General features: G+C 67.9%; 23 protein-coding genes. 10 read left to right on the plus strand and 13 right to left on the minus strand.

The window, feature by feature from the left end; translation table 11 throughout:
• The first annotated feature begins 220 nt into the window (after nucleotides 1-220).
• The 5 genes from IG194_RS25475 to nudC all read left to right on the plus strand — a co-directional run bounded on the left by IG194_RS25475 (nucleotide 221) and on the right by nudC (nucleotide 7,389).
• Nucleotides 221-2,488 carry an Orn/Lys/Arg decarboxylase N-terminal domain-containing protein gene (locus IG194_RS25475; protein WP_009619217.1) on the plus strand — a complete coding sequence of 756 codons (2,268 nt, stop codon included), beginning with the start codon at nucleotides 221-223 and terminating at the stop codon, nucleotides 2,486-2,488.
• 37 nt (nucleotides 2,489-2,525) lie between these two features.
• Nucleotides 2,526-3,878, plus strand: a complete 1,353-nt coding sequence (locus IG194_RS25480; RefSeq protein ID WP_058489115.1) for an amino acid permease — start codon at nucleotides 2,526-2,528, stop codon at nucleotides 3,876-3,878.
• 137 nt (nucleotides 3,879-4,015) lie between these two features.
• The gene (locus IG194_RS25485) at nucleotides 4,016-4,828 is read left to right on the plus strand and encodes a crotonase/enoyl-CoA hydratase family protein (protein ID WP_043266857.1); all 813 of its coding nucleotides are present in this window, start codon (nucleotides 4,016-4,018) and stop codon (nucleotides 4,826-4,828) included.
• Between the two features lie 39 nt (nucleotides 4,829-4,867).
• On the plus strand, nucleotides 4,868-6,547 hold the full coding sequence (locus IG194_RS25490) for a hypothetical protein (protein ID WP_043266856.1): 1,680 nt from the start codon (nucleotides 4,868-4,870) through the stop codon (nucleotides 6,545-6,547).
• Entirely contained in the window at nucleotides 6,547-7,389 is an 843-nt protein-coding gene (nudC, locus tag IG194_RS25495) for an NAD(+) diphosphatase (RefSeq protein WP_058489116.1), read from the plus strand. The genes IG194_RS25490 and nudC overlap by 1 nt, the downstream gene beginning before the upstream one ends.
• 22 nt (nucleotides 7,390-7,411) lie before the next feature.
• Here the strand turns inward: nudC and IG194_RS25500 are convergent, their stop codons facing one another.
• Nucleotides 7,412-8,203: a TSUP family transporter gene (locus tag IG194_RS25500; protein WP_043266851.1), complete on the minus strand. Its 792-nt coding sequence runs from the start codon at nucleotides 8,201-8,203 to the stop codon at nucleotides 7,412-7,414.
• Nucleotides 8,204-8,303: 100 nt separating this feature from the next.
• On the opposite strand from IG194_RS25500, the gene IG194_RS25505 reads away from it, so the two are divergent.
• Nucleotides 8,304-8,951, plus strand: coding sequence for a hypothetical protein (locus IG194_RS25505; protein WP_058489117.1), 648 nt, complete (start codon nucleotides 8,304-8,306; stop codon nucleotides 8,949-8,951).
• Nucleotides 8,952-9,537: 586 nt separating this feature from the next.
• Here the strand turns inward: IG194_RS25505 and IG194_RS25510 are convergent.
• From IG194_RS25510 to IG194_RS25525, 4 genes are all read right to left on the minus strand, one after another.
• Nucleotides 9,538-10,305, minus strand: a complete 768-nt coding sequence (locus IG194_RS25510) for an SDR family oxidoreductase (protein WP_058072501.1) — start codon at nucleotides 10,303-10,305, stop codon at nucleotides 9,538-9,540.
• Nucleotides 10,306-10,330: 25 nt separating this feature from the next.
• Nucleotides 10,331-11,401, minus strand: a complete 1,071-nt coding sequence (locus IG194_RS25515) for a phosphotransferase family protein (RefSeq protein WP_009619226.1) — start codon at nucleotides 11,399-11,401, stop codon at nucleotides 10,331-10,333.
• Between the two features lie 257 nt (nucleotides 11,402-11,658).
• The gene (locus IG194_RS25520) at nucleotides 11,659-11,970 is read right to left on the minus strand and encodes an SCP2 sterol-binding domain-containing protein (protein WP_009619228.1); all 312 of its coding nucleotides are present in this window, start codon (nucleotides 11,968-11,970) and stop codon (nucleotides 11,659-11,661) included.
• A gap of 55 nt (nucleotides 11,971-12,025) precedes the next feature.
• Nucleotides 12,026-12,736 (minus strand): histidine phosphatase family protein, encoded by a 711-nt coding sequence (locus tag IG194_RS25525; protein ID WP_009619230.1) that lies wholly within the window; start codon nucleotides 12,734-12,736, stop codon nucleotides 12,026-12,028.
• A gap of 205 nt (nucleotides 12,737-12,941) precedes the next feature.
• On the opposite strand from IG194_RS25525, the gene sohB reads away from it, so the two are divergent.
• Both sohB and IG194_RS25535 read left to right on the plus strand, forming a co-directional pair.
• Nucleotides 12,942-13,964 carry a protease SohB gene (sohB, locus tag IG194_RS25530; RefSeq protein ID WP_009619232.1) on the plus strand — a complete coding sequence of 341 codons (1,023 nt, stop codon included), beginning with the start codon at nucleotides 12,942-12,944 and terminating at the stop codon, nucleotides 13,962-13,964.
• A 55-nt stretch (nucleotides 13,965-14,019) separates the two neighbouring features.
• Nucleotides 14,020-15,012: a YhdH/YhfP family quinone oxidoreductase gene (locus tag IG194_RS25535; protein WP_058072499.1), complete on the plus strand. Its 993-nt coding sequence runs from the start codon at nucleotides 14,020-14,022 to the stop codon at nucleotides 15,010-15,012.
• A gap of 22 nt (nucleotides 15,013-15,034) precedes the next feature.
• On the opposite strand, the gene IG194_RS25540 is transcribed toward IG194_RS25535, so the two are convergent.
• A complete protein-coding gene (locus tag IG194_RS25540; protein ID WP_009619236.1) occupies nucleotides 15,035-15,886 on the minus strand; it encodes an alpha/beta fold hydrolase in 852 nt (283 codons plus the stop codon).
• A 135-nt stretch (nucleotides 15,887-16,021) separates the two neighbouring features.
• On the opposite strand from IG194_RS25540, the gene IG194_RS25545 reads away from it, so the two are divergent.
• Nucleotides 16,022-16,600, plus strand: coding sequence for a TetR/AcrR family transcriptional regulator (locus IG194_RS25545; RefSeq protein ID WP_058489118.1), 579 nt, complete (start codon nucleotides 16,022-16,024; stop codon nucleotides 16,598-16,600).
• A 757-nt stretch (nucleotides 16,601-17,357) separates the two neighbouring features.
• On the opposite strand, the gene IG194_RS25550 is transcribed toward IG194_RS25545, so the two are convergent.
• The 3 genes from IG194_RS25550 to IG194_RS25560 all read right to left on the minus strand — a co-directional run bounded on the left by IG194_RS25550 (nucleotide 17,358) and on the right by IG194_RS25560 (nucleotide 20,236).
• Complete coding sequence (locus IG194_RS25550) at nucleotides 17,358-17,861, minus strand: DUF934 domain-containing protein (protein WP_009619240.1); 504 nt, start codon at nucleotides 17,859-17,861, stop codon at nucleotides 17,358-17,360.
• Complete coding sequence (locus IG194_RS25555; protein WP_009619241.1) at nucleotides 17,845-19,503, minus strand: nitrite/sulfite reductase; 1,659 nt, start codon at nucleotides 19,501-19,503, stop codon at nucleotides 17,845-17,847. The genes IG194_RS25550 and IG194_RS25555 overlap by 17 nt, the downstream gene beginning before the upstream one ends.
• Before the next feature lie 238 nt (nucleotides 19,504-19,741).
• On the minus strand, nucleotides 19,742-20,236 hold the full coding sequence (locus IG194_RS25560) for a PaaI family thioesterase (protein WP_058489119.1): 495 nt from the start codon (nucleotides 20,234-20,236) through the stop codon (nucleotides 19,742-19,744).
• 344 nt (nucleotides 20,237-20,580) lie between these two features.
• Here IG194_RS25560 and IG194_RS25565 point away from each other — a divergent pair, with 344 nt between their 5' ends.
• Nucleotides 20,581-21,660, plus strand: coding sequence for an ABC transporter substrate-binding protein (locus IG194_RS25565; protein WP_058489120.1), 1,080 nt, complete (start codon nucleotides 20,581-20,583; stop codon nucleotides 21,658-21,660).
• On the opposite strand, the gene IG194_RS25570 is transcribed toward IG194_RS25565, so the two are convergent.
• The 4 genes from IG194_RS25570 to IG194_RS25585 form a co-directional block, all read right to left on the minus strand.
• On the minus strand, nucleotides 21,657-21,875 hold the full coding sequence (locus tag IG194_RS25570) for a DUF2970 domain-containing protein (protein WP_009619245.1): 219 nt from the start codon (nucleotides 21,873-21,875) through the stop codon (nucleotides 21,657-21,659). The genes IG194_RS25565 and IG194_RS25570 overlap by 4 nt on opposite strands.
• 37 nt (nucleotides 21,876-21,912) lie before the next feature.
• Complete coding sequence (locus tag IG194_RS25575) at nucleotides 21,913-23,238, minus strand: MATE family efflux transporter (protein WP_043318232.1); 1,326 nt, start codon at nucleotides 23,236-23,238, stop codon at nucleotides 21,913-21,915.
• A 133-nt stretch (nucleotides 23,239-23,371) separates the two neighbouring features.
• Nucleotides 23,372-24,025 (minus strand): potassium channel family protein, encoded by a 654-nt coding sequence (locus IG194_RS25580; protein ID WP_058489121.1) that lies wholly within the window; start codon nucleotides 24,023-24,025, stop codon nucleotides 23,372-23,374.
• Between the two features lie 558 nt (nucleotides 24,026-24,583).
• On the minus strand, nucleotides 24,584-24,934 hold the full coding sequence (locus tag IG194_RS25585; protein ID WP_043316259.1) for a 50S ribosome-binding protein YggL: 351 nt from the start codon (nucleotides 24,932-24,934) through the stop codon (nucleotides 24,584-24,586).
• Nucleotides 24,935-24,952 lie beyond the last annotated feature (18 nt).

Consider the following 24,952-nt stretch of genomic DNA (forward strand, 5'->3'; position numbering starts at 1 on the left):
GGTTTCGCAGGCTCAACCCATCCTACGAAAAGCACCTCGCGCAGTCGGTGACCTCCGCGCGCTGGCGAGAGGGCGCTCTTGAAGCCGACCTCCCCAGCCCCGCCTTTCGCCCGTGCGACCTATTCTTATAGCCAACAGCCGACCCTATTCCCCTGCGGAATGTAAGCCCATACGCTGCAGGGGATCGACGGAAAGCCTCCGTCAGCATTCGGGGCTCACAATGTATAAAGATCTGAAATTCCCCATCCTCATCGTCCACCGCGACATCAAGGCCGACACCGTCGCCGGCGACCGCGTCCGCGGCATCGCCCGCGAACTGGAACTGGACGGCTTCAGCATCCTGTCCACCGCCAGCGCCACCGAGGGGCGCATCGTCGCCTCCACCCACCATGGCCTGGCCTGCATCCTGGTCGCCGCCGAGGGGGCGGGGGAGAACCAGCGCCTGTTGCAGGACGTGGTGGAGCTGATCCGCGTGGCGCGGGTGCGCGCGCCGCAGCTGCCGATCTTCGCCCTTGGCGAGCAGATGACCATCGAGAACGCGCCGGCCGAGTCCATGGCCGACCTGCACCAACTGCGTGGCATCCTCTATCTGTTCGAAGACACCGTGCCCTTCCTCGCCCGCCAGGTCTCGCGGGCCGCGCGCAAGTACCTGGAGGGCCTGCTGCCGCCGTTCTTCCGCGCCCTGGTGGAGCACACCGCGCAGTCCAACTATTCCTGGCACACACCCGGCCACGGCGGCGGCGTGGCCTACCGCAAGAGCCCGGTGGGGCAGGCCTTCCACCAGTTCTTCGGGGAGAACACCCTGCGCTCGGACCTGTCCGTTTCGGTGCCCGAGCTGGGCTCGCTGCTGGACCACACCGGCCCGCTCGCCGAAGCCGAGGCCCGCGCCGCGCGCAATTTCGGCGCCGACCACACCTTCTTCGTGATCAACGGTACCTCCACGGCGAACAAGATCGTCTGGCACTCCATGGTCAGCCGCGACGACCTGGTGCTGGTGGACCGCAACTGCCACAAGTCGGTGCTGCACTCGATCATCATGACCGGCGCCATCCCGCTGTACCTGTGCCCGGAGCGCAACGAGCTGGGCATCATCGGGCCCATTCCGCTGTCCGAGTTCAGCCGCGAGTCGATCGCCGCGAAGATCGCCGCCAACCCCCTGGCCCGCGGCCGCGAGCCGAAGGTGCGGCTGGCGGTGGTGACCAACTCCACCTACGACGGCCTGTGCTACAACGCCGAGCTGATCAAGCAGGCCCTGGACGGCAGCGTCGAGGTGCTGCACTTCGACGAGGCCTGGTACGCCTACGCCGCCTTCCACGAGTTCTACGACCGCCGCTACGGCATGGCCACCAGCCGCGGCGAGGACGGCCCGCTGGTGTTCACCACGCATTCCACGCACAAGATGCTGGCGGCCTTCAGCCAGGCCTCGATGATCCACGTGCAGGACGGCGGCAAGCGGCGCCTGGACCGCGCGCGCTTCAACGAAGCCTTCATGATGCACATCTCCACTTCGCCGCAGTACGGCATCATCGCCTCGCTGGACGTGGCCTCGGCGATGATGGAAGGCCCGGCCGGGCGTTCGCTGATCCAGGAGACCTTCGACGAGGCCCTGAGCTTCCGCCGCGCCCTGGCCAACGTGCAGCAGAACCTGGCGGCCGGCGACTGGTGGTTCTGCGTGTGGCAGCCGCCGGGGGTGGAAGGCACCGACGAGGTGCGCACCCGCGACTGGCTGCTGGAGCCCGACGCCGAGTGGCACGGCTTCGGCGAGGTGGAAGACGACTACGTGCTGCTCGACCCGATCAAGGTCACCCTGGCCACCCCGGGCCTGAACGCCGCCGGGCGTCTCGAGGAGCACGGCATTCCCGCCGCGGTGGTCGGCCGCTTCCTCTGGGAGCGCGGCCTGGTGGTGGAGAAGACCGGCCTGTACTCCTTCCTGGTGCTGTTCTCCATGGGCGTGACCAAGGGCAAGTGGAGCACCCTGGTCACCGAGCTGCTGGAGTTCAAGCGCAGCTACGACGGCAACGCGCCGCTGTCCGAGGCGCTGCCCAGCGTGCTCCAGGCCGCCCCGGCGCGCTACGCCGGCATGGGCCTGCGCGACCTCTGCGAGCAGTTGCACGCCTGCTACCGCGAGCACGCCACGGCCAAGGCCATGCGCCGCATGTACACCATCCTGCCGGAACTGGCGCTGCGCCCGGCCGATGCCTACACCCAACTGGTGCGCGGCGAGGTCGAGGCGGTGCCCATCGAGCGCCTCGAAGGGCGCATCGCCGCGGTCATGCTGGTGCCTTACCCGCCGGGCATCCCGCTGATCATGCCGGGCGAGCGCTTCACCGAGGCGACGCGCTCGATCCTCGACTACCTGGCCTTCGCCCGGACCTTCGAACACGACTTCCCCGGTTTCGATTCCGATGTGCATGGCCTGCAGGTGCAGGACGTGGACGGCCGGCGCTGCTATACAGTTGAGTGCATCGTGGAAAATGCCGACAGCTGATTCCGTCGTCCAGGGCGGCGGAACCTAAGGAGCGAGGATGAGCGGGGGAGAGGCTGCCAAGAAAGGCAGCATGGGGTTCTGGAGCTGTACCGCGCTGGTGATCGGCAACATGGTCGGCTCGGGCGTCTTCCTGCTGCCCTCCAGCCTCGCCGCCTATGGCGGGCTCAGCCTGTTCGGCTGGCTGGTCTCCAGCACCGGCGCGGTGCTGCTGGCCTTCACCTTCGCCCGCCTGGCGCGGCTCAACCCCGGCGCCGGCGGGCCCTACGCCTACACCCGCGAGGGCTTCGGCAGCTTCGCCGGCTACCTGTGCGCCTGGACCTACTGGAAGGCCGCGTGGATCGGCAACGCCGCCATCGCCGTGACCCTGGTGGGCTACCTGCGGGTGTTCATCCCGGCGCTGGCCGACCCGCTGCTGATGGTGGCCACCGCCATCGGCGCCATCTGGCTGTGCACTTTCATCAACCTGCGCGGCATCGCCACCTTCGCCGTGGTGCAGAACCTGCTCACCGCGCTCAAGCTCATCCCGCTGCTGCTGGTCGGGGTGCTCGGCTGGCTGCACTTCAACCCCGACTACCTGGCCATTCCGCCGCGCGAGCAACTGCCGAACATGGGCTACGCCCAGGCCATCGCCACCACCGCGGCGCTGACGCTCTGGTCGTTCATCGGCCTGGAGTCGGCGACGGTGCCGGCCGACGACGTGCGCGACCCCAAGCGCACCATCCCGCGCGCCACGCTGTTCGGCACCCTGGCCGCGGCCGGTGTGTACGTGTTGTCGATCACCTCGGTGCAGGGCCTGATGCCGCCGGAGGTGCTGGCCAAGTCGACCTCGCCCTTCGCCGACGCCGCGCGCGTGCTGATGGGCGACTGGGGCTACTACCTGGTGGCCGCCGGCGCGGTGATCGCCTGCCTCGGCGCGCTCAACGGCTGGGTGCTGCTGCAGGGGCAGATCCCGGTGGCGCCGGCGCGCGACGGGCTGTTCCCCGAATCCCTCGGCAGGCTCAACAAGCACGGCGCCCCGGCCAACGGCCTGTGGGCCTCGGGGCTGCTGGTGACGGTGCTGGTGCTGATCGACGGCCAGGGCGACCTGGTGGACGTGTTCAACGTCATCATCCTGCTCGGCACCATGACCGGCGTGGTGCCCTACGCCTTCTGCACCGCGGCGCTGCTGCAACTGCTGGCGGTACGCACCAGCGAGTTCTCGCCGCGCTCGCGGCCGCAGCTGATCGCCGTCGGCTCGCTGGGCTTCCTCTACTCGCTGTGGGCCCTCTACGGCACCGGCGAGCAGGCCATCTTCTGGGGTTTCCTGGTGTTCATGGCGGGCATCCCGATGTACACCTGGCGGCAATGGCGCAACCGCCAGCAGGGCCTGCCGGTGGCGGAAATCGACTAGCGCCCGTTCGCAGCTGGAGCGTGCCCTGTGTCACATAGGCCGGCATCGACTTTTGCCCTTGCCTTGTTATAGTGGCACGCCATCACTACAAGAACTGCCGCGCACAGCAGAGCAGGGCATTCCCGAGGGTTTCCCCCGTGACCGAGTACAAAGCATTTCGCGTCGAACTGGCCGACAAGATCGCGCATGTGATCATCAATCGCCCGGAAAAAGTCAACGCGATGAACGCCGATTTCTGGCGCGAGATCGTCGATATCTTCCGTTGGGCCGATGAAACGGATGAAGTCCGCGTGGTGGTGATTTCCGGTGCCGGCAAGCATTTCTCCGCCGGCATCGACCTGATGCTGCTGGCCCAGGCCGGCAGCCAGCTGGGCAAGGACGTCGGCCGCAACGCCCGCGCCCTGCGCCGCAAGATTCTCGAGCTGCAGGCCTCGTTCAACGCCATCGACGCCTGCAGCAAGCCGGTGCTCGCCGCCGTGCAGGGCTATTGCCTGGGTGGCGCCATCGACCTGATCTCGGCCTGCGACATGCGCTACTGCAGCGAAGACGCGCAGTTCTCCATCAAGGAAATCGACATGGGCATGGCCGCCGACGTCGGCACCCTGCAGCGCCTGCCGCGGCTGATCGGCGACGGCATCATGCGCGAGCTGGCCTACACCGGGCGCATGGTCGACGCCGCCGAGGCGGTGCGCATCGGCCTGGTCAACCGCAGCTACGCCGACAGCGCGGCGCTGCTCGACGGCGTGTTCGAGCTGGCGCGGCAGATCGCCGGCAAGTCGCCGATCGCCATCCGTGGCACCAAGGAGATGATCCGCTACGCCCGCGACCACAGCGTCGAGGACGGCCTGGAATACATCGCCACCTGGAACGCCGCCATGCTGCAATCGGCCGACCTGCAGAAGGCCATGGCCGCCCACATGAGCAAGCAGCAGCCGGAGTTCGCCGACTGATGCCCCATTACTCCCTCGCGCAGGAGGCGCGTTAGCCCGATGGTCACTGGAGCCACCTCCCTCAGTCTGGTGCGCGATGAACTCTTCGCCACCATGGAGCAGGCCGAGCAGAACCTCGAGCAATTCATCGCCGAGCGCCAGAACGGCAGCCTGCTGCAACACGCGGTCGAATGCCTGGCGCAGATCCGCGGCACCCTCAACCTGATCGAACTGGCCGGCGCCGAGCTGCTGGCCCAGGAAGCCCTGCAGCTGGCCACCGACATCCCCACCGGTGTCGGTGAGGAGCGCGACGGCCAGCTGGCCGCCCTGGGCAATGCCCTGTACGTGCTGCGTCGCTACCTGGAGAACCTGGAGGCCAACCGCCAGGAAATCCCCGAGCTGCTGCTGCCGGCGATCAACGACGTGCGCCTGGCCGCCGGCCAGCCGGTGCTGCCGGAGAGCTTCTTCTTCAGCGCGCGCCTGGACCTGCCGCGCCCGGCAGCGCCCCGCGCGGTGCCCACGGTGGCCGACCGCGCCCAGGAAGTCCGCCGCCTGCGGCACATGTACCAGGTCGGCCTGCTCGCCCTGGTGCGCGAACAGGACCATTACTCCGGCCTCAAGCTGATGGGGCGCGCCCTGGCGCGCCTCGACGCGCTGCTCGGCTACGGCCAGCGCAGCCGCCTGTGCTGGATAGGCGCGGGCGCCCTGGAAGCTCTGGTGGATGCGCAGATGCTGCCGCGCAAGGCGCGCAAGCAGCTGTTCTCGCGCCTGGACCGGGAACTTAAGCAACTGCTGGCCAACGCCAACTACGAGGCGCCGCGCCAGCTGCTCAAGGAACTGCTCTACCTCACCGCCCTGGCCGACACCCGCGGCCCGCGGGCCAGCGAGCTGCGCGAGGTGTTCGGCCTGGCGCCGCTGCCGTTCACCGACCACCTGCTGGAAGACGAGTCGCAGCGCCTGTCCGGTCCCGGCCAGGCGGTGATGCGCTCGCTGTCGGCGGCGATCCGCGAGGAACTCACCACGGTCAAGGACCAGCTCGACCTGATCGAGCGCGGCGTGTCCCCGGCCGATGCCCTGGGCACCCTGCACACCCAGCTGGGCAAGCTGGCCAAGACCCTCGGCATGGTCGGCCTGAACTCCGCGGCCAACGTGCTGCAGGGCCAGGTCTCGGTGGTGTCCGGCTGGGTGGCCAGGGGCGCGGTGGAGTCGCCGGTGGCGCTGAACGCCCTGGCCGACGCGCTGCTCTACGTGGAAAGCCTGGTCGGCAGCCTGGAACGCGGCGAGCGCATGGCCGCCCCCGCCATCATCGACCTCGAGCCCAGCGCCGAGTCCTTCGCCGTGCACCAGCTGGCCGAGGCGCGCATCGTGGTCATAGACGAAGCCCAGGGCGGCCTGGCCCTGGCCAAGCGGGCGATCACCGCCTACCTGGAATCCAACGGCGACAAGCTGCACCTGGCCAACGTCCCCGGCAGCCTGCAGGCCGTGCGCGGCGGGCTCTGGTTCCTCGGCCAGGAACGTGCCGCCCGGCTGGTCGGGGCTTGCGCCGACTACATCCAGCGGCAGATGATCGAAACCACGCAGATGCCGTCCGAGCAGATGCTGGAAACCCTGGCCGATGCCCTGACCGGCCTCGAATACTACCTGGAGGGCGGTGCCGTGCTGCGTCCCGAAGGCCAGCCCGACGTGCTGGACGTGGCCAGCGAGAGCGTGCGCGCCCTCGGCCTGGAGGTGGCTGCCTGATGCGTACCGGACGTTGGGAGTCCGCCTGGCTCGACCCGGCGGAGAAAGGTGGCTGGGCCGTGGCCCACTATCGCCAGCAGTTCCTCGGCGATGCCAATGGCGTGCTCTTCCCCCGCGACTGGCTCAAGCGCCAGGACCTGCCGGTGCTCTCCGAGCAGGGCGTCGGCCACTTCGACGGCGATGCCGTGTACCTGCTGGAGCTGGAGTCTCCCGCCAGCGTCGAGGGTTGCAGCTGGATTGGCCTGCGCCACGTCATGCTCGAGGCCGAGGATGACCAGTTCGCCATGCTCGGCTTCGCCAGCCAGGTCGGCACCTGGGCCCGCGAGAACCGTTTCTGCGGCGGCTGCGGCCAGCCGATGCGCGCCGTGCCGCGCGAACGCGCCATGCGCTGCGACGCCTGTGACATCCAGCGCTACCCGCTGCTGTCGCCGAGCATGATCGTCCTGGTCACCCGTGGCGACGAACTGCTGCTGGCGCGCTCGCCGCGCTTCGTGCCGGGCATGTACAGCACCCTGGCCGGCTTCGTCGAGCCGGGCGAGTCGGTGGAGCACTGCGTGGCCCGCGAGGTGAAGGAAGAGGTGGGGCTGCAGGTCGGCAACATCCGCTACCTGGGCAGCCAGAACTGGCCCTTCCCGCATTCGCTGATGCTCGGCTTCCACGCCGAGTACGTCAGCGGCGAGATCGTCTGCCAGCCGGACGAGATCGAGGACGCCCAGTGGTTCCCCTACGACTCGCTGCCGCGCCTGCCGGCCGGGCGTTCCATCGCCCGCTACCTGATCGAGAGCTGGCTGGCGCGCCGCGCCGGACGGCCCGATCCCATCCTGCCGGGCGGCGGCTACTGACGCCCGGCGCTTTCCCCGCGCTTCAAGCCGCGCTGAACCAGTGCTGCCAGACCAGGCGCGCGGTCAGCGCCAGCACCACCAGGATGAATACCGGGCGGATGAACTTGGCGCCGCCGCCGATGGCGGTGCGCGCGCCCAGGTAGGCGCCGACCATCAGCGCGCTGCCCATGCACAGCCCGAGCAGCCAGACCACCTGGCCGGAAGCGACGAACACCGCCAGCGCCACTATGTTGCTGACGAAGTTCATGGTGCGCGCCACGCCGCTGGCGCGGACCAGGTCCAGGGGGTACATCAGCAGGCTGCTGACGGTCCAGAAGGCGCCGGTGCCGGGGCCGGCCACGCCGTCGTAGAAACCCAGGCCCAGGCCTTGCGGCCACTGGCGCTTGCGCCCGACCGGGGCGTCGGCGTCCAGCGGCGCCTTGGGCGTGCCGCCGAAGAGCATGTAGATCCCGCAGGAGAACACCACCACCGGCAGCATGCGGTTCAGCCATTCCGCCGGCAGCAGGTGCGCGGCCCAGGCGCCGACGGCCGCGCCTATGGCGGTGGCCAGCAGGCCGTTGCGCCACTTCGCCGGGTGGAACAGCTTGCGCTTGTAGAAGGTGTAGCTGGCGGTGGCCGAGCCGAAGGTGGAACTCAGCTTGTTGGTGCCCAGCGCCAGGTGCGGCGGTACGCCGGCGGTGAGCAGGGCGGGGATGGTCAGCAGGCCGCCGCCGCCGGCGATGGCGTCGATGAAGCCGGCGAGGAAGGCCACGACGGCGAGGATCAGCAGGGTGAGCGGGTCGATGGCCAGCTCGAAGGGGAGGGTGAAGGGCATGAAAAGTACGACCTGGGTTCAAGGCTGCGATGCCACGGCTGGCCGTCGCGTCGAGGGGTGCGCATAATGCCGGCAATTCTACCCGCAAGGAACTGATTCAATGCAGTACGACGGCCTGGCCTGGACGTTCGCGCTGATCGCCCTGCTGGCGCTGCTGGTCGCCGCACGCATCCTCTTCGACCGCCACTGGTTCCTCGGCTGGCTGCGCGGCTGCGCCGGCCTGGCCTTCGTCGCCGCCGCGCTGGCGCTGGGCCTGGCGGCCTGGGACCTGCGCAGCTACGACGCGCTGCCCGCCGAGCGGCCGCTGGCGACCCTGAGCTTCCAGCGCCTGGCGCCGCAGCGCTACGAGGTGAAAATCCTCGAAGGCGACCGCGAACGCCGCGTCGAGCTGGGTGGCGACCTCTGGCAACTGGACGTGCGCATCATGCAGTGGCGCGGCCTGGCCGCACTGATAGGCCTGGATCCCGGCTACCGCCTGCAGGGCCTGGCCGGCCGCTACCTGGCCATCGAGCAGCAACAGGCCCAGGCGCGGCAGCAGACGCTGGCGCAAAGCCCCTACGGCTTCGACCTGTGGCGCTGGCTGCGCGACGGCCAGCACGACCTACTGACCTTCCGGCCGCTGGCGGCGCGGGTGAACTTCCTGCCCATGGCGGACCAGGCGGTCTACAGCGTCCGCCTGGGCCCCGCGGGCCTGGAGGCGGAACCGGTCAACGCCGCGGCGCAACAGGCGCTGCGGGAGTGGCGGTAGGCGGGCCGCACCGGAGCAACTGTCTTGCCGGTTGCGCCGAGAGGCTTTTCGTAGGATGGGTTGAGTTTACGAAACCCATGCGGTCGTGGTGATGGGTATCGCTCCGCTCAACGCCATCCTACGTCGCCCCACCCGCCGGGAGGCACGGCATTCCTCCCCCGTAGGAGCGGACCTTGTCCGCGATGGCCGGACACCCCGGCGCGATTCGCGGATGAGATCCGCTCCTACAGGTCGCCGGCCGGGAGGCACGGTATTCCTTCCCCCGTAGGAGCGGACCTTGTCCGCGATGGCCGGACACCCCGGCGCGATTCGCAGATGAGATCCGCTCCTACGCTGTCCCACCCGCGCCATTCCCTTGTAGGAGCGCGCCCTGCGCGCGAAATCGCGGGCAGGGCCCGCTCCTACAGGTCGCCGGGAGGCATGGTATTCCTCCCCCCGTAGGAGCGGACCTTGTCCGCGATAGCCGGACGCCCCGGCGCGATTCGCGGATGAGATCCGCCGCCCCACCCGCGCGCATCCGTGCATCGACGGATCGTCCAACGAAAAAGGGAGCCCGAAGGCTCCCTTTGCCATTGCGCTTGCGCGATCAGGCGAGGAACCCGCCGTCGACGTTCAGCGCCACGCCGGTGGTGTAGCTGGAGGCGCTGCTGGCCAGGTACAGCACGGCGCCGGCCATTTCGCTCGGGTCGGCCACGCGCTTGAGCGGGATGCGCTGCAGGGCGGCGTTGCGGATGGCGTCGTTCTTCACCAGGGCCGAGGCGAACTTGGTGTCGGTCAGGCCCGGCAGCAGGGCGTTGCAGCGGATGCCGAACTGCGCGCATTCCTTGGCGAAGACCTTGGTCATGCTGATCACCGCGGCCTTGGTCACCGAGTAGATGCCCTGGAACTCGCCGGGGCTGACGCCGTTGATCGAGGCGACGTTGATGATGCTGCCGCCGCCGTTCTCCTTCATCAGCTTGCCGCCTTCGATGGACATGAAGTAGTAGCCGCGGATGTTCACGTCCACGGTCTTCTGGAAGGCGCCCAGGTCGGTGTCCAGCACGTTGCAGAACTGCGGGTTGGTGGCGGCGTTGTTGACCAGGATGTCCAGGCGGCCGAACTGCTCGCGGATCTGCGCGAAGACGCTCTGGATCTGCTCCATCTCGCCGATGTGGCAGGCGATGGCGGTGGCCTTGCCGCCGGCGGCATTGATGGCGTCGGCCACTTCCTGGCAGCCCTCGATCTTGCGGCTGGAGACGATCACGTGGGCGCCTTGCTGGGCCAGCAGCTTGGCGATGGCCTCGCCGATGCCGCGGCTGGCGCCGGAGACGAAGGCGATCTTGCCGTCGAGGTCGAACAGGTTGGTCTTGGACATGGGGTTCCCCTTGTTGTGATCGTCGTTACAGGCGCGATTTGCCGATGACCTGCAGGCTCATCTGCTCCAGCAGCTTGTTCATGTGGATGAACTGGGCGAAGCGCTTGTCCTGGGTCTGGCCGTGGAAGTAGCGGTAGTAGATCTGCTGCACGATGCCGGCCAGGCGGAACAGGCCGTAGGTGTAGTAGAAGTCGAGGTTGTCGATGCGCGGCAGGCCGGCGCGTTCGGCGTAGTAGTCGGCGAACTGCTGGCGCGTCAGCATGCCCGGCAGGTGGCTCGGCTGGCGGCGCATGAGCTGCACCGGCGCCGGGTCGTCGGCTTCGATCCAGTAGGCGAGGGTGTTGCCCAGGTCCATCAGCGGGTCGCCGATGGTGGTCAGCTCCCAGTCCAGCACGCCGATGATGCGCATCGGGTCCTTGGGGTCGAGGATGACGTTGTCGAAGCGGTAGTCGTTGTGCACGATGCCCGGCTTGGGGTGGTCGGCCGGCATCTTCTCGCGCAGCCAGGCCTTGACCGCTTCCCAGCTCGGCGCGTCGGGGGTCAGGGCCTTCTCGTAGCGGTCGCTCCAGCCTTCGATCTGGCGCTGCACGTAGCCCTCGGGCTTGCCCAGGTCGCCCAGGCCGCAGGCCTGGTAGTCGACGTTGTGCAGTTCCACGAAGCGGTCGATGAAGTTCTTGCACAGGGTGTTGGCCTGCTGCGCGTCGAGCTTGAGCTCCGGCGGCAGGTCGGCGCGCAGGATGATGCCGTTGACGCGCTCCATCACGTAGAACTCGGCGCCGATCACCGACTCGTCGGTGCAGTGCACGTAGGCCTTCGGGCAGTACGGGAAGCCGGCGTTGAGCTGGTTGAGGATGCGGTACTCGCGGCCCATGTCGTGGGCCGACTTGGCCTTGCGGCCGAACGGCGGGCGGCGCAGCACCAGCTCGTGGCTGGGGTATTCCAGCAGGTAGGTCAGGTTCGAGGCGCCGCCAGGGAACTGGCTGATCTTCGGCTCGCCCTGCAGGCCGGGAATGTGGGCCTTCAGGTAGGGATCGATGACCGCGGCGTCGAGCTCTTCGCCTTGGCGGATGCGGGTGGACTGGTCAGTCAGCGACATGCTTATCCCTTTCTTGTAGTCGGTAGTTGCCGGGGCAGCGGCGCCCGGGATCCATCATGCAGGGCAATAATGGTGTCCCGAGATAATTGGCTAATCTAATGCTCGCCTGCTACCCCCACAAGCGCCGCAGGGCGTTATTGGCGAGCGTGTTGGACCCCGATCAGGCTGCCTGATACGCCTTTGCCAGAGCGGCGCGGGCGAAAAAAAACCGGAGCCGCGGGGCCCCGGTTTCTCGTGCCGGCAGGCAGCGCTCCAGGTCAGACCGGGAACAGCTCGCCCAGCTTCATGGCCAGCATCATGTCGCCTTCGGCGCGCAGCTTGCCGGCCATGAAGGCCTGCATGCCGTCGGTTTCGCCGCTGGTGATGCCCTTGAGGGTCTCGCTGTCCATGATCAGGGTGACGTTGGGGTTCGGCGCATCGCCCTGCACGACTTCGCAGGTGCCATCCTTGACCACCAGGTAGTGGTTGTCGCCGTCCTCGATGTTGAACTGGAAGACCAGGTCCAGGCCGGCGGCGGCGCCAGCGTTGAATTTGCTCTTCATGGTGGAGACGATGTCAGCAACGCTCATGGTTCTATCCCTTTTCTAGGTTTTCTCGCGCGCCCGGGGGCGCAATGGGCCGGGCTCATCTATAGGTGATGAGCTCCGGCGCCCTCAACAGTTCCAGGTGCACGTGACTGTTGAAGGAAGCCAGGGACACTTCGTCGCCGCGGAACTTCAGGCGGCTGAGCGAAGTGTTGACGATCTGCCAGTTCAGCTCGAAGGCCTTGATCGCCGGCATGCCGACGATCTGCTGGAGCACGGCGGTGATGGTCCCGCCGGAGGTGAACACGGCGATGTTGTCCTTGCCGCTGGCCTGGCGCAGCAGGCGCTGCAGGCCGTCGTGCACGGTGTCGAGGAATTCCTGCCAGCTGACCAGGCCGTCCTTGTGGTGCTCGCCGGAAACCCAGCGGGCGATCACGTAGGAGAACAGGCGCTGGAACTCGCCGCGGTGCTGCGCGGCGTTGCGCAGGATGTGCAGGGCCTGGGGCTCGTGCTGCAGCAGGTCGTCGAGGTGGGCGCGGATCACCGCGTCGGCCTCGAACTCGTTGAAGGCGGCGTCGATCTCCAGCTCCGGCACCTCGAGCCCGGCTTCGCGCATGCGTCCCAGGGCTTCGCTGGCGGTGTGGCGCTGGCGCTGCAGGTCGCCGGCCAGGCAGCGGTCCAGGCGCAGGCCCAGGCCCGCCAGGTGTTCGCCCAGGACCTGGGCCTGGCGCACGCCGGTCGCCGAGAGCACGTCGTAGTCGTCGGCGCCGAACGAAGCCTGGCCATGTCGAATCAGATAGATGCTGCCCACGCACGGACCTCGGCAGGGGGAAAGTTCCGGCGAGGGTATGAGGAAGGCCCTGGGCTGTCAACGAAAAAACATACGCTTGTTTGAATGCTATTCCCAACGCTGATGAAGGCGTACGCCAGCGCTGGCTGCGGCCCGGCGGGCTGGGTATGCTTGCGGGATTCCCCGGCCCGGTCGGCGGGCGGGGCACAGGTTGATAGGGGGAAGTGTGGAGTTTCTTCTGGATTACGCGGGTTTCCTGGCCAGGACCTTCACCGTGCTGGTGGCGGTGCTGGTGGTGCTGGTGGTGGTCGCCGCCCTGCGCGGCCGCGGGCGGCGCAGCTCGGGCCATCTGGAAGTGCGCAAGCTCAACGACTTCTACAAGGACTTGCGTGAGCGCCTGCAGGGCAGCGTGCTCGACAAGGACAAGCTCAAGGCCCTGCGCAAGTCCGAGCACAAGGCCGCCAAGCAGGCGAAGAAGGCCGGCGCGCAGAAGAGCCGCGTCTATGTGCTGGACTTCGATGGCGACATCAAGGCCTCGGCCACCGAGCACCTGCGCAACGAGATCACCGCGCTGCTCAGCCTGGCCACGCCCAAGGACGAAGTGGTGCTGCGCCTGGAGAGCGGCGGCGGCATGGTCCACAGCTACGGCCTGGCCGCCTCGCAACTGGCGCGCATCCGCCAGGCCGGCGTGCCGCTGACCGTGTGCGTCGACAAGATCGCCGCCAGCGGCGGCTACATGATGGCCTGCATCGGCGAGCGCATCCTTTCCGCGCCCTTCGCCATCCTCGGTTCCATTGGCGTGGTGGCGCAGCTGCCCAACGTGCACCGCCTGCTGAAGAAGCATGACATCGATTTCGAGGTGCTCACCGCCGGCGAGTACAAGCGCACCCTGACGGTGTTCGGCGAGAACACCGACAAGGGCCGCGAGAAGTTCCAGGAGGACCTGGAGTCCACCCACGAGCTGTTCAAGGGCTTCGTCGCCCACTACCGGCCGAAGCTCGCCATCGAGGAAATCGCCACCGGCGAGGTCTGGCTGGGCCAGGCGGCGCTGGGGCGCAAGCTGGTGGACGAGCTGAAGACCAGCGACGAGTACCTGGCCGAACGCGCCCGCGAGGCGGACGTCTACCACTTGCAGTACGTGCAGAAGAAGAGCGTCCAGGAACGCCTGGGCGTGGGCGCCAGCACGGTGATAGACCGCGTGCTGCTGAGCTGGTGGGAGCGCCTGGGGCGCAGCCGTTACTGGCAATGATTCCGGCGCGGGCGCAGGGGCGCCCGCGCGGCAGGCTTTGCAGAAGGAGAGCGTGATGAGTGCATTCAAGGCCCTCTGGGTTACCGAGTCCCCGCATGGCATCTACGAGCAGCAGGTGGTCGAGCGCGACACCAGCCAGTTGCCGGCCGGCGAGGTGCTGATCCGGGTGCGGTATTCGTCGCTGAACTACAAGGATGCGTTGTCGGCCAGCGGCAACCGGGGCGTGACCCGCAAGTACCCGCACACCCCCGGCATCGACGCCGCCGGGGTGGTGGAGGAATCCTCGGTGGGCGAGTTCGTCGCCGGCGACGAGGTGATAGTCACCGGCTACGACCTGGGGATGAACACCCCGGGCGGCTTCGGCCAGTACGTCCGCGTGCCGGCCGCCTGGCTGATCAAGCGCCCGCAGGGCCTGAGCCTGCGCGAGGCGATGATCCTCGGCACCGCCGGCCTGACCGCGGCGCTGTGCGTCGACAAGCTGGAGCGGGCCGGCGTGACCCCGGCCTCCGGCCCGGTGCTGGTCACCGGCGCCAGCGGCGGCGTCGGCAGCATCGCGGTGATGCTGCTGGCCCAGCTTGGCTACAGCGTGGCGGCCTCCACCGGCAAGCTGGAGCAGGCCGAGTTCCTCAACGGCCTGGGCGCGCGGCAGATCATCGACCGCGCCACCGTCGCCGACGGCGTCGACAAGCCGCTGCTCAAGGAGCAGTGGGCCGGCGCCGTGGACACGGTCGGCGGCGACATCCTGTTCAACGTGGTCAAGTCGCTGCAATACGGCGGCAGCGTGGCCTGCTGCGGGCTGACCGCCGGCGCCGCGTTCAAGGCCACGGTGCTGCCGTTCATCCTGCGCGGGGTGAACCTGCTGGGCGTGGACTCGGTGGAGCTGCCGCTGGTGGTCAAGGCGTCCATGTGGGACAAGCTCTCGCTGCAGTGGAAGCTGCCGCGCCTGGAGGAGCTGGTGCGCGAAATCCGCCTCGACGACCTGCCCACCGCCATCCACCAGATCCTCGCCGGCAAGCTGGTCGGCCGGCTGCTGGTGAACCTCGACTGATACCCGCGCCGGGGCCGGGCGTTCAGCCCAGCTCCGGCAGCAGGTAGCCCTCCCACAGCGTGTCGGCGAACTGCTCGCGGAAGAACCCGAAGTGGCCGATGCGCTTCACCCCCAGCTGTTCCGGGGCGATGCGCCGGCTCACCTTGGGCGCGCTGCGGTAGAAGCCGAGCAGGGCCTCGGTGCTGCGTTGGGACATCATTTCGTCATCGGTGAACGACAGCGACACGATGGGCGTGTGCACCGCCGAATAGCGGATGCGCATCTGCTCCCCTTCGCCCAAGGCGTACTGCGGGTGCAGGCACCAGCGCCGCCATTGCTCGATCACCCCGCGCGGCAGGTCGCCGACGATGCCCAGGCGGCGGCCCGGGAAGTAGCCCAGCAGCGGCGTGACGGTCGGCGCGATGAAGTGCCAGAGCAGCCAGGCGCGGCCGCGCAGGCCGGCGGTGTTGTCGCGCCAGTAGCCGCTGCCGCTGGCGATGCTGAAGGCCCGGGTGATGCGCCCGCGGCCGTCGACGAAGGGCAGAATCTGTCCGCCCAGGCTGTGGCCGATCCAGTACAGCGGCTTGTCCTGCGCGGCCTCGGCCACCGCCGCGAGCACGGCGCTGCAGTCGTGGCGGCCCCAGTCGACGACATTGGCCTTCACCTCGCGCAGCGGGCCGCTGCGCGACTGGCCCATGCCCTGGTAATCGAAGGTCACGACCAGATAGCCGCGCTCGGCCAGCCAGTTGGCGAAGGCGCCGTAGAAGCGCTGCTCGACGCCCATGGCCGGAACGATCAGGGCGGCGCCGAGCATCTCGCCCGGCGGCCGGTACCAGTGGCTGGCCAGGCGCTGGCCGTGGCCGTTGTCGATCTCGCGGGGCTGCGGGGTGGTCATGCTGCATGCTCCTGGGGCTGGCCGGTTAGGTTGCGTGGATTCGGGTTGAAGGATGGCGGCGTGTCAGGGCAGTATACGAAGGCTAGAAATTAATTCTAGAAAAATATTCTAGAAGCGATCCGCACAAGGAGCCCCATGGGCCGAGCTTCCCGCAAAGACGACATCCTCCAGGCCGCGCTGGCCTGTTTCAGCGAATCCGGGGTGGACGCCACCACCATCGAGATGATCCGCGACCGCTCCGGCGCCAGCATCGGCAGCCTGTACCACCACTTCGGCAACCGCGAGCGGATCATCGGCGCGCTCTACCTGGAAGGCATCGGCCAGTACGCGGCCCTGCTCGACGCCGGGCTGCGCGAGGGCATGAGCGCCGAGGCCACGGTCAAGCTGTTCGTCACCTGCTACATCGACTGGGTGGTGGCGCACCCGGACTGGGCCCGCTTCATCCTGCACAACCGCGGCCGGGTGGAGGCGGGGGAGATGGGCGAGCAACTGCGCGAAGCCAACCGCCAGCAGGGCCGGCGCATCGCCGAGCTGCTGGCGGTGCACCGCCAGACCGGCGCTTTCCGCGAAATGCCCTTCGAGCTGTTCAACTCGGTGGTGATAGGCCCCACCCACGATTACGTGCGCAACTGGCTGGCCGGGCGGACGCGGGTGGAACTGGCGGATTGCCGGGACCTGCTGGCGCAGATTGCCTGGGAGAGCGTCAGGGCGTAGGGCGGATGACCGTTCGTGGTTATGCGCCGTTGGCCGTGCCTCCGGGGTGTGCGACGTGGCCGGTGAATCCAATCGCGGACAAAGTCCGCTCCTTGCGCCGAGGAGCTCTTCGTAGGATGGGTTGAGCTTGCGATACCCATGCTGCCGTGGTGATGGGTATCGCTTCGCTCAACGCCATCCTACGAAAAGCCGTGTCACCGGGGTGTCCGGCGGGAGCGTTGAGTCCAATCGCGGACAAGGTCCGCTCCTACGCCCGTGCTTCCCTGTAACTGTAGGAGCGGACTTTGTCCGCGATTCGGACTTCCAGAGAAACCTCCGAGCGCACCGAAACGCCCCTTCAGCAGGCCGAACGAAACCCCCGCTCAGGAGGTCATGCGACATGGATGTCGCGAGAGCCCCGATGGGCTACAGGGACGTACCCTCGGGGCGGGCCTCCGTGGCGGGGGAGTTCGTGAGGGTAGCCCGGCTCCATCGGGCCCGTATGGCGGGGCAAGCCTTTTTGGTTCCTTTTTGCGGGGGTGGCCTTCCACCGTTTGACAAAAGGGACTCGCCCGAGGGGGCGAAACAAGAAGGCCGGGCAAACTCGGAGCGGCGCAGAAACACCCAAGCCAAGGCAGCTGGGTTATCCCCCTTCGGGCCAGCACAAGCGCTGTTCGCGATGGAGCCGCGTCCCACGTTCGTGGGAACGACGATGGGGAAGAGAAGCGTGATGCCGCCGGCCCAACGAAAAAGCCCCGCCAGGGCGGGGCTTTTCAGGTCAGGCCAACTGCCGCCGGCGGAACAGCGGCTGCGGCTGGGTCACCGAGGTCTGGTAGACCTCGCTGAAGTCGTCCAGGCTGGCCAGCGCATCATATGGATCGCGGTCCGCGCGAATGGCGTAGGCATCGAAACCGCAGCTCTGCATGTAGAACAGCTGGTCGCGCAGCACGTCGCCGATGGCGCGCACCTCGCCCTTGTAGCCGTAGCGCTCGCGCAGCAGGCGTGCGGTGCTGAAGCCGCGGCCGTCGGTGAAGGCCGGGAAGTTCACCGCGATCACCTGGAACTTGTCCAGGTCCCCGGCGATGGCTTCGGGCTCCTCGTCGGAGTCCAGCCACACGCCCAGGCCGCCGTCGCGGCCGCGCAGGGCCGGGCCGTGTTCCAGCCACAGGGCCAGCGGGATGATCACGTCGTCGCTGTTGGGCACGCTCTCCAGGGTGGCGTCCTTGGGCAGCAGGTGCCAGCGGTCGTCGACCACTTCGCGGTGCTTAATGATTCGCTGCATATACGCGCTCCTTGAAGGGGTCGATGCCGATGCGGCGGTAGGTATCGAGGAAGCGTTCTTCTTCGGTGCGCCGTTCGACGTAGACCTTGATCAGCTTCTCGATCACGTCGGCCATCTGGTCCTGGGCGAAGGACGGGCCGAGGATCTGCGCCAGGCTGGCTTCGCGGCCGGCGCTGCCGCCGAGGGACACCTGGTAGAACTCCTCGCCCTTCTTGTCCACCCCGAGGATGCCGATGTGGCCCACGTGGTGGTGGCCGCAGGCGTTCATGCAGCCGGAGATGTTGAGGTCGATGTCGCCGATGTCGAACAGGTAGTCGAGGTCGTCGAAGCGGCGCTGGATGGCCTCGGCCACCGGGATCGACTTGGCGTTGGCCAGGGAGCAGAAGTCGCCGCCCGGGCAGCAGATGATGTCGGTCAGCAGGCCCACGTTGGGGCTGGCGAAGCCCAGCTCGCGCAGTTCGCCCCAGAGGGTGAACAGCTGCGCCTGCTCGACGTCGGCGAGGATGATGTTCTGGTTATGGCTGTTGCGCACTTCGCCGAAGCTGTAGCGGTCGGCCAGCTCGGCGATGGCGTCCAACTGCTTGTCGGTCACGTCGCCCGGGGCGGTGCCGGTGGGCTTGAGCGACAGGGTCACGGCGACGTAGCCGGGCTTCTTGTGGGCGAAGGTGTTGCGCTCGCGCCAGCGGGCGAAGCCGGGATGCTCGGCGTCCAGGGCGGCGAGGGCGGCGTCCTGGTCTTCCAGGGCCTTGTAGGCCGGGTCGACGAAGAACGCGGAAACGCGCTGCACTTCCGCCTCGGTCAGGGTGCTGGGGCCGTCCTTGAGGTGCGCCCATTCGGCGTTGACCTTCTCGGCGAAGACTTCCGGGGTCAGCGCCTTGACCAGGATCTTGATGCGCGCCTTGAACTTGTTGTCGCGGCGGCCATAGCGGTTGTACACGCGCAGGATGGCGTCCAGGTACGACAGCAGGTGCTTCCAGGGCAGGAATTCGTTGATGAAGCTGCCGACGATCGGGGTACGGCCCAGGCCGCCGCCGACCAGCACGCGGAAGCCCAGCTCGCCGGCCTCGTTCTTCACCGCTTCCAGGCCGATGTCGTGCACCTCGATGGCGGCGCGGTCGCTCGCGGCGCCGTTGACGGCGATCTTGAACTTGCGCGGCAGGTGGGCGAATTCGGGGTGGAAGGTCGACCACTGGCGGATGATCTCGCACCAGGGGCGCGGGTCCACCAGCTCGTCGCGGGCGATGCCGGCGAACTGGTCGGTGGTGGTGTTGCGGATGCAGTTGCCGCTGGTCTGGATCGAGTGCATCTGCACGGTGGCCAGCTCGGCGAGAATGTCCGGCACGTCTTCCAGCGCCGGCCAGTTGAACTGCACGTTCTGCCGGGTGCTGATGTGGGCGTAGCCCTTGTCGTAGTCGCGGGCGATCTGCGCCAGCTTGCGCAACTGCCGGGAGGCGAGCAGGCCATAGGGCACGGCGATACGCAGCATCGGCGCATAGCGCTGGATGTACAGGCCGTTCTGCAGACGCAGCGGGCGGAATTCCTCGCCGGTCAGTTCGCCCGCCAGGTAGCGGCGGGTCTGATCGCGGAACTGCTTGACGCGATCCTCTACGATCCTCTGATCGTATTCGTCGTATACGTACATGAAAAATCCTGCTGTCAGGCTATAGCGCTCGGGCGTACTACGCTTCCGAGCGCGCACGGCAACGCGCTCCACGCGGAGTGGCGGGCAAGATACCAGTTAGGGAATATGCGTAAAAGTGAAGTTTGAGTATATGGCGAGAACTTTCTGATATAAGCGCGGCATCCGTGGGAACCTTCTCCACCCACCGGCGCCGCGCCAGGGCTTGCGGCGCCTGGCCGCAGGCCCTCGCGGCGGGTCCTCAGCCTTCGCGGCCGTGGGCCTGGGCGCCCAGCTGAGCGGCATCGACGCGGACGAAAATGGAGTCGCCGATGGCGGTCAGCACGTCGCCGGCATAGACCTCGCAGATGATCCGGCTCTTGCGCCCCAACTCGCCTTCCACGTGCGCGCGCAGGGTCAGCGGCACGCCCATCGGCGTGGGCTTGATGAACTTGATGCCGAGGTTGCCGGTGACGCAGTCCAGGCGCGGCAGGCTGCCCGGCTCGCGGCCTTCGGCGCGGTAGTGGTAGGCCATGGCCGTCCAGTTCGAGTGGCAGTCCACCAGCATGGCGATCAGGCCGCCGTAGACCAGTTCCGGCCAGCCGGTGTACTTGGCCTCGGGCAGGTGCTTGGCCATCACGTGGATGCCGTCCTCGTGCCAGTAGCTCTTGATGTGCAGGCCGTGGGGGTTGCTGCCGCCGCAGCCGTAGCAGATGCCTTCGGGCGCGGCGCGGTCTTGCAGGGAAAGATTGTCCATGGGGAGCCTTGTTCTTGTCGCGGAAACGGCCCCAGCCTAGCCGGTTTCGCCGCCCTCATGAAGGGCCGCGCCTTGTCGCTGCCCGTGCCCTGGTCTTAACTGCTGGTGGGTCCACCGAAAACAGCAATAACAAATGGGGGAAACATGAGCGAAGAATCCCGTAACGAAAACCGCGACAGCGTGATCGACGCCCGCGCGGCCTTGATCCTCATCCTGCTGGTGGTGGCTACGGCGATATTCTGGGTGAGCCATCAATAATTTAGCTCCACCGGTCAGGGGTGGGCGAACACAATGAAGGCAAATGGCTATACTTCGCCGGCTTCCGGTCGGTGGGGTGTGGGTTCTTGAGTCTTCTGTGCAGGTCCTGGTTGCTGGTCGTCGGTCTGTCGCTGTCGTTGGGCTGCCAGGCGGCGTCGGTGGTGTTCCTCAACCCGGGGCGGTCCAACGAGCCCTACTGGGTCAGCTATACCCACTTCATGCAGGCCGCCGCCGGCGACCTGGGCATGCCGCTGCGCGTGCTCTACGCCGAGCGCGACCCGCAACGCTCGCTGCAGCAGGCGCGCGAGCTTTTGCGCGACGGCCAGTTGCCCGACTACCTGGTGTTCACCAACGAGGGCTACATCGGCCCGGAACTGCTGCGCCTGTTCGCCGATACCCCGGTGCGCCTGTTCGCCGTGAACAACATGCTGACCACCGACCAGCAGCGCATCGTCGGCGGCAGCCGCGAGCGCTACCGCAACTGGATCGGCAGCCTGGTGGCCAACGAGGAGGAGGCGGGCTACCTGATGGCCCACGGCCTGCTCCAGGCCGGCGCGGCGGCGGGGCGGGGGCTGGACCTGCTGGCCTTCTCCGGGCTGGCCCAGGCGCCGGTGGCGCAACTGCGCGAGCAGGGCATGCGCCGGGCCCTGGCTGATTTCCCGCGGGCCCGGCTGCTGCAGGTGGTGTATGGCGGCTGGGACCGCCAGCGCGCCTATGGCCAGGCGCAGCAACTGCTGCGGCGCTATCCGCAGGTGCGGTTGGTGTGGTCAGCCAATGACGAGATGGCCTTCGGCGCCATGAAGGCGGCCCGCGAGGCAGGCCGCGTGCCGGGGCGCGACATGCTGTTCAGCGGCCTGAACAATTCCCCGGAGCTACTCAGCGCGGTGATCGACGGCAGCATCAGCGTGGCCATGAGCGGCCATTTCACCCTGGGTGGCTGGGCCATGGTCCTGCTGCACGACTACGACGCCGGGGTGGACTTCGCCGCCCATGGCGGCAAGGACCGCCAGTTGCCGGTGTTCATCCTGCTGGACAAGCGCCGCGCGCAGAAACTGCGCGCCAACCTGGCGCGTCCCGGCTATGGCCTGGACTTCCGCGACTTCAGCCTGGCCCTGCACCCGAAGCAGAAGGCCTACCGCTTCTCCCTGCAGCCGCTGCTGGACTAGACGCCGGCCAGGTGCAGCACCAGGCGCACCAGGGCGTAGAGCAGCAGGACGAAGACCAGGGTGAAGCCCACGCCGAGAACGATGAAGTGGCTGGGCTTGCCGTGGGTGAAGTCGCGGGCGCGGTTCTTCCCGCTCTGCACGCCGAAGGCGGCGGCCAGCACGCTTTGCAGCATCTGCCAGAAGCTCGGCGGGCGGTTCTGCGGATCGTCGTTCATGCAAGCCTCCTTTGCTGTGGGATAAGCATAGCCGGCCTCAGAGCTCTATCTGCGTCCACTGGCGCTTCTGCCACATCACCGCGAAGATCGCCGAGGCCAGGCCGCGCTGGATGATCTGCATGCTCCAGATCGCCAGCAGGCCGCCGCCCAGCACCGGGCCGACCAGGTAGGCCAGGGGCAGGAAGAACAGCCACTGGTTGCCCAGGCTGACGGCCATCACCGTGCGCGTGGCGCCGGCGCCGAGCAGCGCCTGGGTCAGCACCAGGGCGGTGGCGTCGATGACCATGCCCAGGCCGGTGAACATCAGCGGCACGCGGCCCAGCTCGATCAGCGCCGGGTCGCTGACGAACAGCCGCAGGATCGCCTCGGGGAACATCCAGAACGGCGTGCCCAGCAGCGCCAGGCCGCAGGCGGCGACCTTGACCACGTCCCAGCCCCAGCGGTGGGCGCTGTCGAAGTCGCGCTCGCCCATGCACTGGCTGACCAGGGTGGTGGCGGCCATGCCCAGGCCGATGCCGGGCAGGATCAGGAACAGCGCCAGGTTGATCAGCACGTGGGCCACCGCCAGCTCGCGGGTGCCGACCTGGGCGATGATCCAGAACAGCAGGGTGATGCCGGCGGCGAAGAAGAACTGCTGCAGCGAATTGGGCAGCGACAGGCGCAGCATCACGCGGATTTCCCGCTCGCTCGGGCGGCGCGCGAGGAAGCCGTGCTGGCGTGCGTCGCGCCAGGTGATCCAGGCGTAGATCGCCGAGCCCAGGTACAGCGCCAGGGTAGTGCCCAGGCCGCTGCCCACCGCACCCATGCGCGGCAGGCCGAACAGGCCGTGGATCAGGCTGTAGCTGATGGCGGCGTTGGCCAGGTGCATGACCACCAGGGTGCGCATGTAGGTGCCCGAGCGCCGTGTGCCGTTCCAGTAGCCGCGGAAGGAGAAGTTCAGGCCCACGGCCAGCACCGAGAGCGTGCGCCACTCGAAGTAGGGCACGCCAATGGCCAGCACCTCGGGGTCGGGCGACAGCAGGCTGACGATGGGTCTGGCGAACAGCAGGCAGGCCAGGCTGATCGGCAGGGCCAGGCCCAGGGCCACCAGCAGCCCGCAGTTCAGCGGCGCGGCCAGGTCGCCGTTGCAGCCCTGGCCGCGGCGCCGCGCCACCAGCGCCTGGACGCCGGCGCCCAGGCCCATGACCAGGGAGATGGCGACGAAGTTGGCGTAGCTGCCGATGCCCACCCCGGCCAGGGACTTTTCCCCCAGGTGGCCCACCATGGCGGCGTCCACCAGGTTGAGCAGGCTCTGGCTGAGCATGCCGCCGATGATCGGCAGCCCCAGACAGAGGATATTGCGAAGGCGCTCGCGCTCTAGCATGGCGTCCCCGAACTGCAGGTGATCCGGCGATTGTTGGTCGAGGGCGGCGGCGTGCCGGTGACCGCGCCCCTCATGGCAAAGCCTAGCGTAACGGGCGCGGCGTTGCCCGCTCGATCGTCGCGCGGGCCCGGCTTCAGCGACGGCTGACGCTCATGGCGATCAGCCGCGAAACCACCAGGGCGAGGTACATCACGCCGGCAAATTCCTCGATCATCACCAGCGAGCGGGCCGCGGGCGTCAGCGGCAATATGTCGCCCAGGCCCACCCCGGACAGGGTGGTGAAACTGAGGAACAGCAGCTCGGTCCAGGTGCGCGGCGCCTCGGCGTTCAGCGCGGCGCTGAAGCTGCCGGGGACGGCCAACTGGCAGAAGCTGAACAGATGGGCGAAGGCCCAGGCCAGCAGGGTGAAGGTGGCGCCGGCGGCGTACAGCTCGTCAGTGGTGGCGCGCTGGTCGGCGTTCATGTACGCGATCAGGCTGGCCGCGGCATAGAAGTAGAAGGCCGCCTCCAGCGCCGGCACCAGCAGCTCCAGCATGCGGCTGGCCAGCCAGAGGTCGAGCAGGCCGAGGGTGAGCACCAGCAAGGCCAGCACCGCGGCGATCCAGCTATGCACCGGGCTGCGCTTGACCACCTGCAGCGCCAGGCCCAGCACCAGCAGGCCGAAGGCGCCGAACAGCGCGCGGCCCAGGGTGCTGTCGTCCATCCAGGGGTAGAGCAGCACGCCGAGCAACTGGACGAACAGCAGGATGGCGGAGGGGTGGCGCTTGAGGTGGGCGAGGGCGGGCATGATGTCGCTCGGTTACGGGTCGACTTAACCATAGCCGCTGCCGGCCCTGCGGGCCGGATCGCGGACGGAGTCCGCTCCTATGGGGAGGCGCCATGCCTCACGGCGAACTGTAGGAGCGGGCCCTGCCCGCGATTCGCGCGCAGGGCGCGCTCCTACAGGGGAATGGTGCGGGTGGGGGGCAGCGTAGGAGCGGATCTCATCCGCGAATCGCGCCGGGGCGTCCGGTTATCGCGGACAAGGTCCGCTCCTACGGGGAAACACCATGCCTCCCGGCGGATTGTAGGAGCGGGCCCTGCCCGCGATTCGCGCGCAGGGCGCGCTCCTACAGGGGAATGGCGCGGGTGGGGCAGCGTAGGTGTGGATCTCATCCGCGAATCGCGCCGGGGCGTCCGGTTATCGCGGACAAGGTCTCCTACCGCATGAGCGAGCACGGCTTTTCGTAGGATGGTGTTGAGCGAAGCGATACCCATCGCCATGGCCGCATGGGTTTCGCCAAGGCTCAACCCATCCTACGCGGGCCTCCATCCGTCCACGATTGCCCGGATGTGTAGGGCTCCGTCAGTCGAGCAGCCCGTGCCAGCAGTCGCTCAGCTCGCCCAGCTCGGAGGAGGTGCACCAGGCCTGGCTCTGCAGCCACTGGCGGACGGTTTCGCGGTCGGCTTCGTCGAGGCTGCCGACGGCATTCAGGCACAGGTAGCCGGTGAACTCGCCGTCCTCGGTGGCGCCGCCGACGAACAGCCAGCCCTGGGATTCGACGAAGGCGATCCACTGGTCCAGCACTTCGTCCAGGTCACCGCTGTAGTTCACTTCCAGGCTGAAGCCCAGTTCCTTGAACTCGGCCAGGCGCAGTTTCTTGCGCAGGCGGCGCTTGCGCGGTTTTTCCATCTGTTCGGGGGTGAGGTATTTCATCTTTCGCTCCTGGAAGGC

Source organism: Pseudomonas sp. ADPe, from assembly GCF_014843515.1.
In the GTDB taxonomy this organism is placed as follows: domain Bacteria; phylum Pseudomonadota; class Gammaproteobacteria; order Pseudomonadales; family Pseudomonadaceae; genus Pseudomonas; species Pseudomonas citronellolis.